General features: G+C 33.1%; 14 protein-coding genes and 1 pseudogene. 9 read left to right on the top strand and 6 right to left on the bottom strand.

All coding sequences use genetic code 11. The features are described 5' to 3' along the window. Positions 1-104 precede the first annotated feature (104 nt). The 4 genes from ACQVV1_RS21215 to ACQVV1_RS21200 all read right to left on the bottom strand — a co-directional run bounded on the left by ACQVV1_RS21215 (position 105) and on the right by ACQVV1_RS21200 (position 4,934). Positions 105-1,304, bottom strand: a complete 1,200-nt coding sequence (locus ACQVV1_RS21215) for an MFS transporter (protein WP_242254101.1) — start codon at positions 1,302-1,304, stop codon at positions 105-107. Positions 1,305-1,592: 288 nt separating this feature from the next. Next, on the bottom strand, positions 1,593-2,333 hold the full coding sequence (locus ACQVV1_RS21210) for a WecB/TagA/CpsF family glycosyltransferase (RefSeq protein ID WP_242254099.1): 741 nt from the start codon (positions 2,331-2,333) through the stop codon (positions 1,593-1,595). Between the two features lie 15 nt (positions 2,334-2,348). Continuing rightward, the gene (locus ACQVV1_RS21205; protein WP_242254098.1) at positions 2,349-3,449 is read right to left on the bottom strand and encodes a glycosyltransferase family 4 protein; all 1,101 of its coding nucleotides are present in this window, start codon (positions 3,447-3,449) and stop codon (positions 2,349-2,351) included. A 78-nt stretch (positions 3,450-3,527) separates the two neighbouring features. Next, positions 3,528-4,934, bottom strand: coding sequence for an O-antigen ligase family protein (locus tag ACQVV1_RS21200; RefSeq protein ID WP_431169464.1), 1,407 nt, complete (start codon positions 4,932-4,934; stop codon positions 3,528-3,530). Between the two features lie 271 nt (positions 4,935-5,205). Between ACQVV1_RS21200 and ACQVV1_RS21195 the strand changes: the two genes are divergently transcribed. The 3 genes and pseudogenes from ACQVV1_RS21195 (at position 5,206) to ACQVV1_RS21185 (ending at position 7,269) form a co-directional block, all read left to right on the top strand. Further along, positions 5,206-5,838, top strand: coding sequence for a trimeric intracellular cation channel family protein (locus ACQVV1_RS21195; RefSeq protein WP_000924376.1), 633 nt, complete (start codon positions 5,206-5,208; stop codon positions 5,836-5,838). A gap of 129 nt (positions 5,839-5,967) precedes the next feature. Then, positions 5,968-6,465: pseudogene (locus ACQVV1_RS21190) on the top strand (protoglobin family protein); the annotation flags it as partial. A 63-nt stretch (positions 6,466-6,528) separates the two neighbouring features. Further along, the gene (locus tag ACQVV1_RS21185) at positions 6,529-7,269 is read left to right on the top strand and encodes a methyl-accepting chemotaxis protein (protein WP_396023932.1); all 741 of its coding nucleotides are present in this window, start codon (positions 6,529-6,531) and stop codon (positions 7,267-7,269) included. Between the two features lie 90 nt (positions 7,270-7,359). Here ACQVV1_RS21185 and ACQVV1_RS21180 read toward each other — a convergent pair whose 3' ends face one another. Further along, positions 7,360-8,673 (bottom strand): ArnT family glycosyltransferase, encoded by a 1,314-nt coding sequence (locus ACQVV1_RS21180; protein ID WP_431169463.1) that lies wholly within the window; start codon positions 8,671-8,673, stop codon positions 7,360-7,362. A 312-nt stretch (positions 8,674-8,985) separates the two neighbouring features. On the opposite strand from ACQVV1_RS21180, the gene ACQVV1_RS21175 reads away from it, so the two are divergent. The 4 genes from ACQVV1_RS21175 (at position 8,986) to ACQVV1_RS21160 (ending at position 13,936) form a co-directional block, all read left to right on the top strand. Continuing rightward, entirely contained in the window at positions 8,986-9,498 is a 513-nt protein-coding gene (locus ACQVV1_RS21175) for an acyl-CoA thioesterase (RefSeq protein ID WP_000412135.1), read from the top strand. Between the two features lie 384 nt (positions 9,499-9,882). Continuing rightward, positions 9,883-11,337, top strand: coding sequence for an oligosaccharide flippase family protein (locus ACQVV1_RS21170; RefSeq protein ID WP_063223957.1), 1,455 nt, complete (start codon positions 9,883-9,885; stop codon positions 11,335-11,337). A gap of 28 nt (positions 11,338-11,365) precedes the next feature. Continuing rightward, positions 11,366-12,187 carry a glycosyltransferase family 2 protein gene (locus ACQVV1_RS21165; RefSeq protein ID WP_431169462.1) on the top strand — a complete coding sequence of 274 codons (822 nt, stop codon included), beginning with the start codon at positions 11,366-11,368 and terminating at the stop codon, positions 12,185-12,187. A 195-nt stretch (positions 12,188-12,382) separates the two neighbouring features. After that, a complete protein-coding gene (locus ACQVV1_RS21160) occupies positions 12,383-13,936 on the top strand; it encodes an ABC-F family ATP-binding cassette domain-containing protein (protein ID WP_060633034.1) in 1,554 nt (517 codons plus the stop codon). A gap of 106 nt (positions 13,937-14,042) precedes the next feature. Here ACQVV1_RS21160 and ACQVV1_RS21155 read toward each other — a convergent pair whose 3' ends face one another. Then, positions 14,043-15,500 carry a glycosyltransferase family protein gene (locus ACQVV1_RS21155; protein WP_431169460.1) on the bottom strand — a complete coding sequence of 486 codons (1,458 nt, stop codon included), beginning with the start codon at positions 15,498-15,500 and terminating at the stop codon, positions 14,043-14,045. A gap of 303 nt (positions 15,501-15,803) precedes the next feature. Here ACQVV1_RS21155 and ACQVV1_RS21150 point away from each other — a divergent pair, with 303 nt between their 5' ends. Both ACQVV1_RS21150 and ACQVV1_RS21145 read left to right on the top strand, forming a co-directional pair. After that, positions 15,804-16,187, top strand: a complete 384-nt coding sequence (locus tag ACQVV1_RS21150; protein WP_063223961.1) for a GtrA family protein — start codon at positions 15,804-15,806, stop codon at positions 16,185-16,187. 36 nt (positions 16,188-16,223) lie between these two features. Beyond that, on the top strand, positions 16,224-17,195 hold the full coding sequence (locus ACQVV1_RS21145) for a glycosyltransferase family 2 protein (protein ID WP_060633037.1): 972 nt from the start codon (positions 16,224-16,226) through the stop codon (positions 17,193-17,195). The last annotated feature ends 2 nt before the right edge of the window (positions 17,196-17,197 follow it).

Here is a 17,197-nt window from a genome sequence, read left to right as displayed (position 1 = left end):
AGTACAAATAACGGAATGCGAAAACATGAGCCCTTAGTTTTACTGCTCTAAAACACAATTGGTACGGGCCAATAATCAGATCAATCACTGATTAAAGTTTTACCTTATACCAATTCTCGTTGCTTCGTTTCTTGCCCAAGTACAATTACAGCAACTACACCAATTAAAATTGATCCACAGAAAATCGTAAATATTAGTGATAATGAAGTCTGTGAAGCAACTAAGTATCCTACTAATAAAGGCCCAAGAATACCACCAATACGACCGAATGCTGCTGCCATCCCTGCACCTGTACCACGAATAACCGTTGGATACTGTTCAGGTGTATAAGCATATAATGCACCCCAAGCACCTAAATTAAAGAAGGATAGTAACATGCCTGCTACGATTAGTACCGTTAATGACTCTGCCACTCCAAACAAGTAAGCACTGCACGCTGTACCGATCAAATACGTAACTAAAACAAACTTACGACCAAGACGTTCAATAAACCAAGCAGCAGTGAAATACCCTGGCAATTGAGCTAACGTCATAATAAGTACATATTGGAAACTTTTTATTAAACTAAATCCTTTTAATACCATTACACTAGGTAACCAAAGGAACATTCCATAATAGGAAAAGACAACAGAAAACCATAGAATCCATAACATAATTGTTGCCCTACGATATTCCCCAGACCAAACTGACTTTATATTTTCGATAACAGATGGTCTTTTTTCAACCTTTTGGAATTTCGGAGAATCTGGCAAATTCCATCTTAAATATAAAGCATATAGTGCCGGAACCGCACTCAATACCATCGCCACTTCCCAACCATATTTCGGGATAACAAAATACGAGATAAGAGCTGCAATTAGCCATCCACCTGCCCAAAAACTTTCTAATAGCACAACTATTTTGCCACGTTCATGTGCTTCAACACTCTCTGATACTAATGTAGAAGCAACTGGAAGTTCTCCACCAAGCCCCATACCAATTAAAAATCGTAAAACAAGGAACATCGCAAGTGTCGTCGTTAAAGCAGTTAAACCACTACCGATAGAAAATAGTAATAATGTAATAATAAAGACTGATTTCCGCCCTATTTTATCTGATAGTATTCCAAAAACGAGCGCCCCGACTGCCATACCAATTGAATTAATGCTGCCTATCCAGCCCATTTCTTGCGTACTTAATCCCCAATCTTTTTGCAACGCTACCATTACAAATGAAAGCATCCCAACATCCATTGCATCAAATAACCATCCAAGCCCCGCTATACCAAGTAGCTTTCGCTTCGAAATTTCTTTCACCTTGCCCACAAGAAGTCCTCCTTACACAGCTGTCTTTACACATCATTTTACATGTGTGAATTGTATAAGTAAAATACTTTGTAAAAAATTCTCCTTCATCATTCCCAAAAAGCAAAATACATATCCCACTATTTGAGGGCCGTAAGAACCCTACCTCAAAATTCAGCTGGAGCAAAGAAGTTAGACTGAAAATATACTGTCATGAAACGCCCGATTATTGAGGGGCAACAATCAGTATTAGATAAACAAAACTTCAATTTATCAAAAATAGCCAAATAAAAAAGTAGCGATATTCCGCTACTTTTTCGAACGCATGATTTCTTTTAAAAATTCCGCTAATACTAACTGACGGCGCCAGCGCGTTGGATTACTACACAATCTATAAAACCACTCTAAATGGATCGCTTGAATCCATTTTGGTGCACGTTTTACCTCTCCAGCCCATACGTCTAAACTTCCACCTACTCCAACAGCCATTTTCGTTTCTAAACGATACTTATTAGTTTGGATAAAGTTCTCTTGTCTTGGGAAACCAAGCGCGACAAGTAATAGATCTGGTTTTGCTTCTTGAATACGAGAAACGATATTCTCTTCTTCTTCTTGTTTAAAATACCCATCTTGTATACCTACAATAGATACAGCTGAATATGTCTTCGTTAAATGATCTGCTGCAGCTTGTACAACATGCGGTTTTGCACCAAGTAAGAAAACAGATACCGGTTTATTCTCTTCTGATAGCTTCGCAAATAAATTACACATTAAATCAAAACCTGCTACACGTTCCTTTAAAGGTGTACCTAGCATACCACTTGCTTTTACAACTCCAATACCATCAGGTGTAATTAAATCTGTATTTAATAATGTTTTATGGAATGTTTCATCCTTTTTTGCACACATAACAATTTCAGGGTTCGCTGTTACTACCTGAAAAGTATGTGTTCGCTCCAATTCTAGTTGTCCCTTCAAATATTGGATTGTTTCATCCATTGTCATTGTAGAAAAAGGAACACCTAGAATATCAACCGTTTTTACTTCCATGATTAACTATCCTCTCTATTTCAGTAAAAGTTTTTTATATGCATTATAAGTATCTTCATACAAATTCTTTAGCGAGAAATGAGTAGATGCGTGATTATATAAACGATTTCCCATCGCTTCTAATTCACCATTCAACCATTTTTCGTAAGCATTTTCTAATGCGTTTGCTAATGAATCCGCATCACCAATCGGTACAATCCATCCATACGTATCATCAACTATTAACTTTCTCATATCGCCTACATTTGTTGCAATAGACGTTAAGCGTTGATTAGCCGCTTCTAATAAAACAAGAGGGAAACTTTCGCTATAAGAGGTTAACAAATTAATGTGTGCAGATGCATATAATTCTTTTGAATCTGTACGAAAACCTAGAAACATTACTTTATCCTCTAGACCCTTTTGTTTCACCATCTCTTTTAATTCTACTTCTATAGGACCATCACCAAGCAAGAGTACCTTTATATTGGGAATTTTAATTTTTTGTAATGCTTCAAATAAAATATCATGACCTTTAACAGGATGAAGACGCGCTACTTGAATAGCTGTAAATACTCCTTCACCGATGCCAAATTCACTCTTATCATAAGGTTTTACCGGATTACTATCATACTCAATTCCATTATAAACTGTACAAATCTTTTCTTCTGGTACACCTAGTTTTATTATGTTTCTCTTAAAGTTCTCCGTAATTGCAAAGAACAAATCTACCTTCCTGAAAGAACGTAAATTTAACTTCGTAAATACCCATCCTTTTAATCCCCTCTTCATAAAATCCAAAGTTGGATCACTGTGGACAGTCATTATCCATTTCGCTTTTATACCTTTTTTCAAGAGGGAGAGATAGAAATTTGCTCGTGCGCCATGTGTATGCACAATGTCAAATTGATTTTCATTAATAAATGCTTTTATTTTTGAAAGAATTGATAGGTCGTACCGAGATGATTGGGTAAAAACATGCACTTGAATGCCAAGGTTTCTCGCCTCTCTAGCAATTGCACCTTCTTCAAATACCATTAATTCCACTTCTTCCTTTGAAAATTGAGATAAAAGTGAAATAATATGTGTTTTTCCCCCACCTTCTTCTGCACCAGCATTCATATGCAACACTTTCATTTCTTACATCCCCCATTTTTTTCTTTTTATTTACTATAACAAAATAAAAGCTAACATATGCTAGCTTTTATTTTTCTATCATTCAATTTCCAGGTCAACTATTAAATATGCCATGATTACTACTAAGTAGAAACTCACTCCAGGTGCAATTAAAATATGACCAGCCATGAATGAAATACCTAATCCGAGAAATATCGCTGCAATCACCATTGCATATTTCACAGTGAATATTTGTTTAAATTTAGTAAATATACATGCAATAAATTTAATACCAAAGTATAAAAATGGAATTACAAGTAAAATGAACCCTATGATTCCGAAAGAATAGAACCAATCATGGAAGTCACGTTCAATTAACTTCGGCTGTTCTTTATAGTTACCAGCGTAACCCATTCCTAATAATTTTTGAGACATTGGAGCTTCATTATAGAAATCTTTATACATCTGTTCAAATAATTGACGCCCACTAAAAATAAGAGCTTGCGTTTCTTCTTTTTTCTCCGCTACTTTTTCTTTTTCTTTCTCTTTTTCCTTTTCTTTCTCTGTCACAGGAGGTTTATGCTCTTTAGCTTCCTCCTTCTTTTTCTCTTCCTTTTTCACACTCTGTTCTTGTTCAATCAATTGGAAATGGAATCCCATATTTTTCATAAATGGTGAAAAAGGTGTATATGCCAATATGCCTACAAATACAGTCATTGCAAGAAAACCATTTAATAAATAGGCATGTTTCTTTCCATCTTTACGTTGTGTAAATGCTTGAATAAAGCACATAACAACTGCGATAGCCATTGATCCAAAGATTGCTCCTACGCCAACCTTTGTTCCAATTGCAAATAGTGAATAAACAACTAAAATTGAAGGAATCCAATAGTACGCTTTACCTATACTTTTTGTTTTTTCAATTGAATACAAAATAACAATCGGACACATGATGGCTAAAATAGATCCTAGCTCGTTACCTGCATAAAACCAACCGCGTGATCCTAATTTTACCCATTCATAACTATTATAATCTGTTCCAGTAGTAATCGAAGCTACCATTACTACCCCTATAATTAGTGATGCATACGTAATATAGTCACGCATTTTTGAATTTGAATGGCTTTTTTCTTTTAAAGACTTGAATACAAACACATAACAAGTAAGCATAACAAAAGGATATAAAGCTTTTGCTATAAATTTAATTTCTTCTGTAAGTACCATAGGGGTTTTTGTAAGCTTGTTATTTACTAATCCGATTGTAAAGACTATCCCTACTAAGATTATATACAATATATATTTTATATTTCCTTGTTTCTTCGTTTGAATTAAAATATATATCCCGCTTAGGAACATAACGAATAAGCGTGTAATAACTCCAATGGTCGTATCAATTTTTAAAACCATGATACAGAACGCTGTAAGCAAATCTAAAATCGGTTGCAACAAAATAAAGATTAGTAGAAAATTTTCAAATTTATTACTTTTACTATTTTCGCTTAACATCTAGAACCTCCATAACTATTACCTAATTTCAATCTATACAGTTAATATTTTTTCTCATCTCAAATATTTATTATAACATATATTTTTTAATTAAACGTCTCACATTTCTACCCCAACCTTACCTTACAGAAAAAAGATTATTTGTATTTTCAAGCGCTTTCTTTCCTCATTTTTTCTTTTTTTCTACATGTAACGAAAATGCATTGTTATTTACATAACTTTAGTGTATATTTTTTCTCTGGAACATCTTTAGGAGGAAGGGATTACAGCAATGTTATTAATCGACATATTTACGTTTCTTGGCATTATCGCCGCTGCTATTTCCGGTACATTAGTTGGTTTAAAAAAAGATTTAGATTTATTTGGTGTCCTTTGTTTAGCTGTAGCTACTGCGCTCGGCGGCGGTATTATTCGTGATATTATGATCGGTAACCTGCCTCCTGTCGCATTTGTTAAACCCATTTACTTTTTCGTAAGCGTATTATCAGCATTATTTACTTGTATGTTTTTTGAACGTATCAATAAACTGCAAGTCGTTATTATGCTTTCTGATGCTGTTGGCCTAGGTGTTTTTACAGCCATTGGTGCAAATGCGGCAATGTCACATCATGTTGACGCCTCATTTCTAGTTGTTTCAATGGGAGTCATTACAGGTATTGGAGGCGGTATTTTGCGTGACATTTGCGCTCAAGATATCCCTTACGTATTCCGAAAAGAGATTTACGCAATCGCTTCTATTTTAGGAGCAATTAGTTTCCTAATCACATATGCAATGGGGGCACACGTATTAGCTTTCTATGTTTGTTTATTAGTAACATTCATTATTCGTGTTGTCACTGTAATATATAATGTACATTTCCCAGTTTTCTTTAAAACACATGCTAAAATTAATAAAGGCCATTAAGAGAATTCTGCATAGAATTCTCTTAATTTATATACTATTCTACACACTAATATAGAGTAATTGTATATAAAAATATATAATTATAATAGAACCAAAAATGAAAACGCTTTATACACAGGGGGAAGAACGATGCTTGGGGTTTTTAAAAAACATACAAATAAAACATACGCCAGTATACTTGAATTAAGTAAGGATCAACAAATCACTTTTAACGTACCTACTAATTCTGAATTGAAAATTCAAATGGATATGCTACATATTTCAAAGGAAGATTTACAAATCGTAAAGGTACTACAGCCCTTTATTTATGAAGAAATTGATTGGATTACGGAAAAATTCTATGTCAATATTACAAAACAGCCAAATTTAATTACTATTATTGAACGTTATAGTTCTATTCCAAAACTAAAGCAAACTTTAAAAACACATATAAAAGAATTATTCAGCGGAGATATGCATGAAGATTTTATTGAACAACGTGTTCGAATTGCCAAAAGACATGTACAAATTGGCTTACATAGAAAATGGTATACTGCCGCTTATCAAGAATTATTCCGCTCAATCATGAAGATATTGCAAACAAAAATTAAAACAATTGACGATTTTTCACATTCTATAAACGTTATAAATAAATTATTTACCCTTGAACAAGAACTCGTTATTGCGGCTTACGAATCTGAATATGAAAGAATGCAAAAAGAACATGAAAAAGAAAAAGAAATAACAGCTATGACCATTACGCATATTGCAACAGAACTAGCATCTGTATCTGAAAAAACGAGCGCTTCTATTCAACAGTTAACCGCTAAATCTGAAACTATTGTAGAAATTGCCAAAACAGGTACATCATTAGCTACAACATCGGAGGAAAAAGCCAATAAAGGGAAAGAGCAATTAAATCAGCAAAATAAACGAATGGAATACATTCAAACGAACATGGAAACTATCATTACAGATACTCATGAACTTCTCGATATTTCTAACAAAATTAACGAAATCATAGATATTGTAAAATCAATTGCAGAGCAAACAAACTTACTCGCACTAAATGCTGCGATTGAATCTGCTCGTGCTGGGGAATTTGGTAAGGGCTTCTCCGTTGTAGCTGGAGAAATTCGAAAGTTATCAGAGCAAACGAAAGAATCCATATCCAACGTGACAAAGCTCGTTGAAAAAACAAATGAACAAATTATTCGTGTCTCTTCTTCAGTCAAACAAATTAGCTCCCTCGTATCTGAAGGAACAGATGGTATGTCTGCAACAGATCAATACTTCCAAGAAATTGTAAAAGACATGTCTAACTCGAAAGAGCAGAATAAAAAAATTGAAAATGAGTTAGAAACCATTTCACAAGTAATGAAAGGAATTCAAGACGATTCCTCAAAAATGGCTTTAACAGCCGATAGTTTACAACTGGAACTGAACCGATAGAGTGCAGATTATGTCAGTAGGGATTCTTTATCTCCACTAATTCTTAGTCCTCATCTTCCATTCAAAAAAAGAATCCAATCTGGATTCTTTTTATTTTCTGAAGAATATTTTTTGACAGTACACATAGCTCATATAAACACCAAAGCTTTGCAAAATAAACAAAGCTGGCACTATAAGATTGTAATATGCCATATCTACTTGGAAGAGTCTTAACAATACGTATCCACTAATTAACAATAAGAACAACATATATCCTTCGTTTTGTTGTTTCTTAATAAGAAAGTGTAATAAAGCAATAGACATAAACAATGTTACTGCTATATATATAAGTTTTTCACATTTAAATAGAATAGAATGTATTCCCTCATCTGAGAATTGATTAATGACTGGCTTTAAAAGTTCAAACCTTTCTTCTTCAATCTCTTTTAGCTTTTGGTCAATACGCTCTGTTACGCTTTGATTCTTTGTCATTTCCCTCTCATTTTTACCTTTTCCAATCAAAACAGATTGAACATACGTTTCGTTTGAAATCGTATATTGTGACATTCCCATTGTCTGAATTCCATAACTCACACCAAAATGGGCACTATAAAATAGAATAAGTATCCCTATCATCTTTAATAATACTTTTTGCTTCATTGCTGATTGAAAAAGTTCAACTAACAATACATATACAGCAATAAAAATAGGAAGAAATAACCCCATTGGGAAAATCATATTACTACATGCAAATAAAATTGCTGCAAGCACCCACATATAAGGATGATCTAAACCTTTATATAAAAGTATGTAACAAGCTAAATAAAATAAAAATATTGCGAGTGATTCTGATGTTAATAAAGAACTCATAAATATATTTGGAATATATAAAGCGTAAAATACAGACGCAATACGACCGCATTCTTCTCCAAAAACGATTGCTGCAATACGATAAATGAAAAATGCAGTCCCTGTGCAAAATAAAATATTAAATAACTGCAATGCGAATACTGTATCACCAAATATACGAATAATAATTGATTCATAAATAATAAAAGGTAACTGTGCTATATTCTCTACGCTATTACCAATTGCAACCTGCTTTGCAGACTCAAACATAGCTTTCATATCACCGATTAACGGAACATCTACAAATAAAACCATACTAAGTCTCACAACTATACATGTACTGATAAGAAAAATAAGAAATTGTTTATCTGTAAAACGATACTGTAAAATCGATGCTACCAACAGCATGAGAATAACGAAAATAACCAATACAATTGTTACACTTGTTGTATTGTCTCCAAAAAATTGTTTGCTTGTTTCGAACGCAGACCAACAACTGTAAACAAAAAATGCGAGCATCGCACCAATCATTATTTTACTGAAAAAAGACGAAAAATTTGTTTGTATATGATTCATATGTCCATTGCACCTCTATTTCCATTCATAACAAAACGATTCTATCATGAATAGGCACACAGCTGATAGGGAATTTCTATGACAAATACAGGGTCCTAATTTTTTCACTTGCAATGTAAGCGAATCCTCTTTTACACTACACTTTATATAAGATAACTTTTCTTTCAGTTACATGAATACAAATACAGAAGTTTTACTCACCCTCTTCTGGAATTCTTTACTTCATTAAATATCTATGGATTTTTAATATTTTTGTACTCCACTTACAATACATGTCATTCTGATTGAAAACAGAAAATAGGGGCTGACCATATGGAAAAGAAATTCATGCGAGAATCCAAAGCAATTAAAACAACACGTGTTTTTCCGAATGATTTAAATAATCATCAAACACTTTTCGGAGGAAAATTATTAGCAGAAATTGATAGTATCGCTTCAATTGCAGCTGCAAGACATAGCCGTAAACATTGCGTAACAGCATCTATCGATTCTGTAGATTTTTTAACTCCAATTCATCAAGCAGATTCTGTTTGTTACGAAGCATTCGTATGTTATACAGGAAAATCTTCAATGGAAGTGTTCGTAAAAGTAATTGCAGAGAATTTATTAGCAGGAGAACGTAGAATAGCTGCAACATGTTTCATTACATTCGTTGCATTAAAAGACGGAAAACCTTCATCTGTTCCACAAGTACTGCCTGAAACTGAAGAAGAACATTGGCTACACACAACTGGTTCTGAGCGTGCAGAAAGTAGAAAAAAAGGGCGTGTCAAAAGCAAGGAAATGGCTGAAGTTCTAACTTTAAGTAAACCTTGGAGTATATAGGACTTTACCATTAAAACATCTTCTGAGCGAATAATTATCATATATTCGCTCATTTTTTATAATCATTTCCACACCTTCATACAACCATTACTCCTTTTCACACATACTATGTAATATTTTTATACAGATCCGTTCGCTATTCACTTTTTCTAATTGATAAAATCTCATTTATAACACGGTTCTATTCCATCAACAGTTGCTTTACAAAGTTTATGTAGGGTACACTTATACGGGTGGTCAACAAAACAATTTAAGGATTTGTAAATCGTGTAGAAAACACCTTACACTTCATTATATTGAAAGAATTAACTGTAGTTAAAAACCTTACTATGACATAGCAAGTATTTTAATTAAATTGGATTATTTTAATGGAAAGGTGAAATTATGCAGAAATCAATTGCTTCAAATATTTTTTATAAAATACTGCTCAATACGTTTAATATTATCCTTCCAATTTTAGTTGGTCCTTACGCATATCGAACGTTAGGAGCCACTTCAATCGGAACCGTTAATATTGCTGAAACTTTTTTCAATTACTTCTTCGTGTTCGCCGTATTTGGTGTATACCAATATGGTTTACGTGAAATTAGCTTAATTAAAAACGATAAGAAGAAAGTTTCTAAGTTATTTACAAGTCTCTATGTAATTAACTTCACAACTAGTATTTTGGCTTTATCAGCCTTTGTGCTCTTTAGTTATATTGGATATGGACATGAAAGTCTATTTCCAGTTCTTCTTATTTTTGGTTTTAATTTCATATCTAACATGTTTTATGTGGAATGGTTCAACGAGGCATATGAAAATTATGACTTCATCACTAAAAAAACCGTTATCGTTCGATTAATCTATGTCGTACTTCTTTTCTCTTTCATTCATGGGGTCGACGATTACAAAACATATGCTGGTTTATTAGTATTATCCACATTTTTAAACCACTCTATTAGCTTTATATATGTGAAACGCCAAGTGAAATTTGATTTTTCCGACTTAACGATTATTCCTCATTTAAAACCGTTACTATTAGTCTTGATTTTTTCAAATGCTAATATTTTATATACTCAATTAGATCGTCTTTTTTTAGGAATATATGTTGGAAAAGAAGAAGTTGCATATTACGTAATGGCTTTTCAAATTATGATGATTATTAATACACTTATGTTAAGTGTTGTACAAGTAACCGTTCCAAGACTCTCTTATTTATCAGGAAATGCGTCTGAAATGGAGTATGAATCTTTACTAAATAAAATTTCAAAAGTATATTTCATTACCCTATTCCCTGCTGCAATCGGTTTAATGCTCATTGCTCATGGAGCTGTTGTCATTTACGGTGGACAACAGTTTGCCGGAGCTGGTAATACACTAATTGTTTTCGCCTTCTATATGATTACAGTTGGCATTGAGTCCATTTTATCGAATCAAATTATTTATGTGAAAAAGAAAGAAAGCATTTTAGTGCGATTTTTATTTATTTGCGGATTTATCAACTTAGCATCTAATATTGCACTAATATTCTTCCATGTACTTACACCAACAACCGCAATTTTTACAACAACAATTGCGAATTGTTTCTTAATCACATTTGAATATATTTATGTGAAAAAGAAACTAAAAGTGAATTATACGTTATTCGATATACAAAAACTTAAATATCTCTTTTATTCCCTAACATTTATACCGATAGCATTCGTTATTGATATGATCGTATCTGGACAAATACTACAAGTTATCCTAGTAATAATAACGTGTGGATTAACTTATGCCCTTATCCTCTTTATAACAAAGGATGAAATTCTCTTTTCACTACTCGAAAAGATACTAGCACGATTCAAAAAGGCTTAAACGCAATCTCTAAAAGGAGCTGTTAAACTTGAAATTTTCTTTAATCATGGCTACTTGTGGCAGACGTGATGATATTCTTGACTTAGTAAAATCACTTGAACAACAAACTTACAAAAACTTCGAACTTATCGTAGTAGATCAAAACGATACGCCAATCTCTGATTTATTTGATGAATATAAAGATAGATTTTCTATTAATTACATTTATACACCTATTAAAGGACTATCGAGAGCTCGCAATGCAGGCTTAAAAGTAGCGGATGGCGATTTTATCGCTTTTCCAGATGATGATTGTATTTATGAAACAAATGTTTTAGAGAGTATATTAGAAACCTTCAACTCTAATAAAGATGTTCATTTTATCTCAACAAACACGACAAATGTTGAAGGAACGGGTTCTTTAATACACTCGCCGAATACAGACATTATTTTAAATAATAAGTATGGATTCATGGGACCTTCTTTCACACTATTCTTTACAAAGCAATTTGTACAAGATGTAGGTACATTTGATGAAGATTTAGGTGTTGGTTCGGGAACGATTTATGGAGCTGGTGAAGAAACTGACTTTGTACTACGCGGTATGAAACAAAATTATACTGGTTTATTTAGAAAAGATCTGTTCGTATACCATCCTGTAAAAGAGGAAATTATTAATGAACAATCATTAAAACGTGCCATTTCTTATGCTGGTGGTTTTGGTAGGGTTATTCGCTTACACTACGGATTCTCTTATTTCTTACGTGCTGTTGCTGCCGCAACATTCCGTATGACACAAAATATTTCTAATGATAAGCGCAAATTCCATGCAAATCGCTTACGTGGAATTGTTCGTGGTTATTTAAAATAAAAAATAAGGTGTAACCACTTTTATTAAATGGTTACACCTTATTTTTATTTCTTTCACATCATAGCAAACCATCATCCTTTTGGAATCGCATACCCTACTGGTCAAATACATTATATATTTTGGAAATGATAGCATTCTATCCAAGAATTTAGTATCATGATTCAAGACACTATTTAGAAATGAACGGAGGACATTATGAGCTTATTAACTGTTGAAAAATTAGGCCATACATTTGGTGATCGTACATTATTTAAAGATGTATCCATGCGCTTACTTGCAGGGGAACATGTTGGATTAGTTGGAGCAAACGGTGTTGGTAAATCAACATTTATGAATATAATTACTGGTCAGCTTATCCATGACGAAGGTCGTGTAGAATGGACACCTGGTACAAATTACGGTTACTTAGACCAGCATACTATTTTAACACCTGGTCGCACAATTCGTGATGTATTAGCAGATGCGTTTTTACCTTTATTTGAAAAAGAAAAAGCTTTAAATGAAGTTGCAGAAAAAATGGGAACTGCTACACCGGAAGAATTAGAGGAACTTCTTGAGCAAATGGCAGAAATTCAAGATGCTCTTGAGGCAGGCGGATTCTATTTATTAGATATTAAAATTGAAGAAGCAGCACGTGGTCTTGGAATTGACGCAATTGGTCTAGATCGTGACGTTGCAGCATTAAGTGGTGGACAACGTACAAAAGTATTACTCGCAAAATTACTACTTGAGCAACCAGAAGTACTACTATTAGATGAGCCTACCAACTATTTAGACGTTGAACATATTCATTGGTTAACAACTTATTTAAAAGAATATCCACACGCATTCCTATTAATTTCCCATGATACGGAATTTATGAATAAATGCGTCGATATTATTTTCCATCTAGAATTCACAAAAATGACGCGTTACACAGCGACATATGAAAAATTCCTAGAGCTAGCAGAAATGAATAAAAATCAACATATCAACGCTTATGAGAAGCAGCGAGAATTCATTAAAAAGCAAGAAGATTTTATTGCGAAAAATAAAGCTCGTTACTCAACAACAGGACGTGCAAAGAGCCGTCAAAAGCAACTTGATCGCATGGAACGTATCGATCGCCCTGAAACAGCTATTAAACCTGAGTTTTCATTTAAAGAAAGTCGTGCAAGTAGCCGATTCGTCTTTGAAGGGGAAAATGTAGAAATTGGATATACACATCCGCTATTACCAAAATTAACGATGACAATTGAACGCGGAGAAAAAATTGCAATTGTTGGATGTAACGGTGTCGGTAAGTCAACACTGTTGAAGACAATTTTAGGTAAGATTAAACCATTAAGCGGAAAAACAAGCCTTGGTGACTTCTTAAATCCATCATACTTCGAACAAGAAGTAAAAGCTGATAATATAACACCAATTGATGATGTTTGGAATACTTTCCCTAGCTTAGACCAACATCAGATACGCGCCATGTTAGCGAAATGCGGTTTGAAAAACGAACATATCTCTCGTCCACTGAACCAATTAAGCGGTGGCGAACAAGCAAAAGTTCGTTTATGTAAACTAATGGGTGAAGAAAGTAACTGGTTACTCTTTGATGAGCCAACAAACCACCTTGATGTTACAGCAAAAGAAGAGCTACAAAAGGCGATGAAAGCATATAAAGGAACAATTCTTCTTGTATGCCATGAACCAGACTTTTATGAAGGTTGGATAACAAAAACTTGGGATGTAGAGAAATGGGCTCAGCAAAACGCTTAATCCAATAAGAACTATCTTTCAAATTTTATAAGTAAAAAAGCAGTTGCTTCTAAAAGGATTCGTACACACCCTTTTGAAACAACTGCTTTTTTTACTATTTTTTTACTTATCTTTTTACTATATCTCTGTCACTTTTTTTATTATAAATATGCTTAATACCAAAAGCAGCTAAAAAGATCATAGGTATTGTAGCCGAATAATGATACCTCGGTGCTACTTCTACTATCATTTGTGCCATTGTTAGCCCAATTACATATAAACAAATAATTAAAAGTGAAGATTTATTTTTATTTTTTATAGCTACTAACGCTCCGAACAGTGAAGTAACTAGTAAAAAGTAATAGAAGACATTAGAAATTATAGTATAGCGTACTTTATGGTCCATAATTGGATCTGCATATTTAACAGCTTGTTCATCATTACCTAAAAAGATAATAAATTTATCATACATTAGTTTCCCGAAATCTATATCATCGTTTTTGATTCTCTTTTTCGCTTCTTCAAGCATTTGCTTTTGGACGTCCTGAGCACTCCATCCTGGTTGACCACTATAATGATATAGTAATGCTGAATCTCCTGGATTCCATGTTCCTGAGGCTCCCTTATTAAACCCTACATGAATATTGTATCCCGGCACTGTTGCTATCTCTTCACCTAAACGTAATGTTACATAATGATTTGCCGCCGAAGACATCATTAAGTATCCAATAATGATAACCCCTAAGTATGCCACCTTATTAATAAGTAGCTTTTTATTCCCGATATGTTTTGTATCTATAATAAACATCCATATCGCTAAGGCTATAATTGGCACTGCTGCAATTGGTCTTGCCATGTTTATTAATACAAGTAATGCAGCTAATAGAATTGAATACATAATAACCTTTGCAATCGTTATATTTTCAAGTTTATCATAAACAATTATCATAATTGCCCAGGCTAATAACAGTACTGTACAATACAACGGTTCTGAAAGTGCAAACATGTTATACATCGTTTGTGATGGCAAGAGAATCCATAAAACACTTGCTGTTATCGCTGTTCTCACTCCACCAATTCTTCTAGCTATAAAATATATTAATCCCATCGAAATTGTAGTTAAAACAACATTAATAATTGGCGGAATCATAAAGTTTGCACCAAATATTTTTAGGAAGATACTTAAGAATGAAGCATAACCAAAAATATGTGGAAATAATGCAACATATCTATCATGAATAACAAAGTTATCACCTAATGCTTTTGCAGTATTGAAAAAGGCTTCATAGTCACCAATCGGATCAATCTTATATGTAACAATCCATGCAGTTTTCACTGCTACACAAATAATTAGCAGTACAAAAAAGCATATTTTTTCATTTACTCTCTCAAGATATAGCGATCCACTACTAAGTATAAAGTTTCCAATTGTACATAATAATAAAACTCCAACTAATATCATTACATAATTATATTTTTGAGTATCTGAAAAATAATCAAAAATTAATATTGCAACGAAAAAGCTATAAATGCCGTATATGGCACGTGTAGAAAAAGTTGAAAACAATCCAGAAAAACGTTCCAAAAAAACTCACTCCTTAACATATTTATATGGGAAAACATTATATTTCCTAAAAAAATTACACTACCAGCTACTATACATTAATATTACCATGATTTCCATGTTTGCTCTCATATTGTCCGGTATGCCAATTTAAAATAACCTTTTTTATTATTGACAAATTCATTCTATATCCTAAAATGATATCCACTCAAAACATATAACATCTTAGTATAAACTATGCTATAATTGATAGTTGTTATATAAGAATAACCTTTCTACATTTCTTGTTTTATTTATATATTTTATAAAGATGAGGATACTATTATGGAGAAACTCTTAAAGTTTGGTTTAGTAGGAATCTTTAATACGCTCATTACCATTATTAGCTTTTGGATCTTATTAAAGTTCGGGATGAACTATCTTGTTGCGAATACCATTGCCTATTTAATTGGTGTTGCCAATAGCTACTATTGGAATAAAAATTGGGTGTTTAAACCTAATAATAAAAGCACGTCAATGTTCTTTAAATTTCTAACTGTAAATTTAATTGTATTGGCTTTTAATACATTATGTTTATTTATATTAGTAGATAAGCTTGCCTTGAATGCATTAATTGCACAGATTTTCGCAATTGGTGTCGGAATGGTTATAAATTTTGTCCTTAATAAAATTTGGACATTCAACCAAACTGAAAATGCTACTAATTAAATTTGAACGACTTATTAAAAATACGGAGGATACAACATGCAAAAATTAATTTCGGTTGTAGTTCCTATGTACTTCGAGGAAGAAGTAGCACAGGAATGTTATAACCGTTTAAAGTCCGTTATGCTTCAAAATGATATTAATTACGAGTTTGTCTTTGTAAATGACGGTAGTACAGACCGTACAATGGAAATTTTATCTGAGATTGCAGCAAATGATTACCGTACAAAAATCGTTAATTTCGCGCGTAACTTTGGACACCAAGTAGCCGTTACAGCTGGTATTGCTGCTGCAAAAGGTGACGCTATTGTAATTATAGACGCAGACTTACAAGATCCACCTGAAGTTATTCCTGAACTTATTGCAAAATGGGAAGAAGGATATGAAGTTGTTTATGCAAAACGTAAACAACGTAAAGGTGAAACTTGGTTTAAACTTTTAACAGCTAAATATTTCTATAAATTCCTAAACTACATGTCTGATATCGATATCCCAAAAGATACTGGTGACTTCCGAATCATCGATCGCAAGGTAGCTGATGTTTTCAATCAAATGACTGAGCGAAATCGCTTCATCCGCGGTATGATGTCTTGGGTTGGCTTCCGCCAAACGTATGTTGAATATCAACGCGATGAGCGCTTTGCTGGTGAAACAAAATATCCATTAAAGAAAATGATTAAATTTGCATCTGATGGCATTATTGCATTTTCGACAAAGCCATTACGCATCGTTATGTCTTTAGGTTTATTATCAGTTCTTATTTCTATAATTGTCTTACTATATACAATTACTGTGAAAATTCTCGGACATGATACGCAAACAGGTTGGGCATCTATAATGGTTGCTATTACATTCTTTAGTGGTATTCAGTTATTTGGCCTTGGCATCGTCGGCCAATATATTGCTCGTATTTATGACGAAAGTAAAAACCGTCCGATTTATATCGTAAAAGAAACAATCAATATTGAGCAAGAAGAGACTACACAAACAAAAGAAAAAGTGAATGCATAAAA

It is taken from the genome of Bacillus basilensis (genome assembly GCF_050630465.1).
GTDB lineage: Bacteria > Bacillota > Bacilli > Bacillales > Bacillaceae_G > Bacillus_A > Bacillus_A basilensis.
This window is presented reverse-complemented; position numbering and strand designations above follow the sequence as displayed.

What these genes read in the sequence shown, in the direction of transcription:
- ACQVV1_RS21210 (WP_242254099.1), bottom strand. Translation starts at nt 2,333, where the DNA reads ATGGAAGTAAAAACGGTTGATATTCTAGGTGTTCCTTTTTCTACAATG.
- ACQVV1_RS21205 (WP_242254098.1), bottom strand. Translation starts at nt 3,449, where the DNA reads ATGAAAGTGTTGCATATGAATGCTGGTGCAGAAGAAGGTGGGGGAAAA.
- ACQVV1_RS21200 (WP_431169464.1), bottom strand. Translation starts at nt 4,934, where the DNA reads ATGTTAAGCGAAAATAGTAAAAGTAATAAATTTGAAAATTTTCTACTA.
- ACQVV1_RS21195 (WP_000924376.1), top strand. Translation starts at nt 5,206, where the DNA reads ATGTTATTAATCGACATATTTACGTTTCTTGGCATTATCGCCGCTGCT.
- ACQVV1_RS21185 (WP_396023932.1), top strand. Translation starts at nt 6,529, where the DNA reads ATGCAAAAAGAACATGAAAAAGAAAAAGAAATAACAGCTATGACCATT.
- ACQVV1_RS21180 (WP_431169463.1), bottom strand. Translation starts at nt 8,673, where the DNA reads ATGAATCATATACAAACAAATTTTTCGTCTTTTTTCAGTAAAATAATG.
- ACQVV1_RS21175 (WP_000412135.1), top strand. Translation starts at nt 8,986, where the DNA reads ATGGAAAAGAAATTCATGCGAGAATCCAAAGCAATTAAAACAACACGT.
- ACQVV1_RS21170 (WP_063223957.1), top strand. Translation starts at nt 9,883, where the DNA reads ATGCAGAAATCAATTGCTTCAAATATTTTTTATAAAATACTGCTCAAT.
- ACQVV1_RS21160 (WP_060633034.1), top strand. Translation starts at nt 12,383, where the DNA reads ATGAGCTTATTAACTGTTGAAAAATTAGGCCATACATTTGGTGATCGT.
- ACQVV1_RS21150 (WP_063223961.1), top strand. Translation starts at nt 15,804, where the DNA reads ATGGAGAAACTCTTAAAGTTTGGTTTAGTAGGAATCTTTAATACGCTC.
- ACQVV1_RS21145 (WP_060633037.1), top strand. Translation starts at nt 16,224, where the DNA reads ATGCAAAAATTAATTTCGGTTGTAGTTCCTATGTACTTCGAGGAAGAA.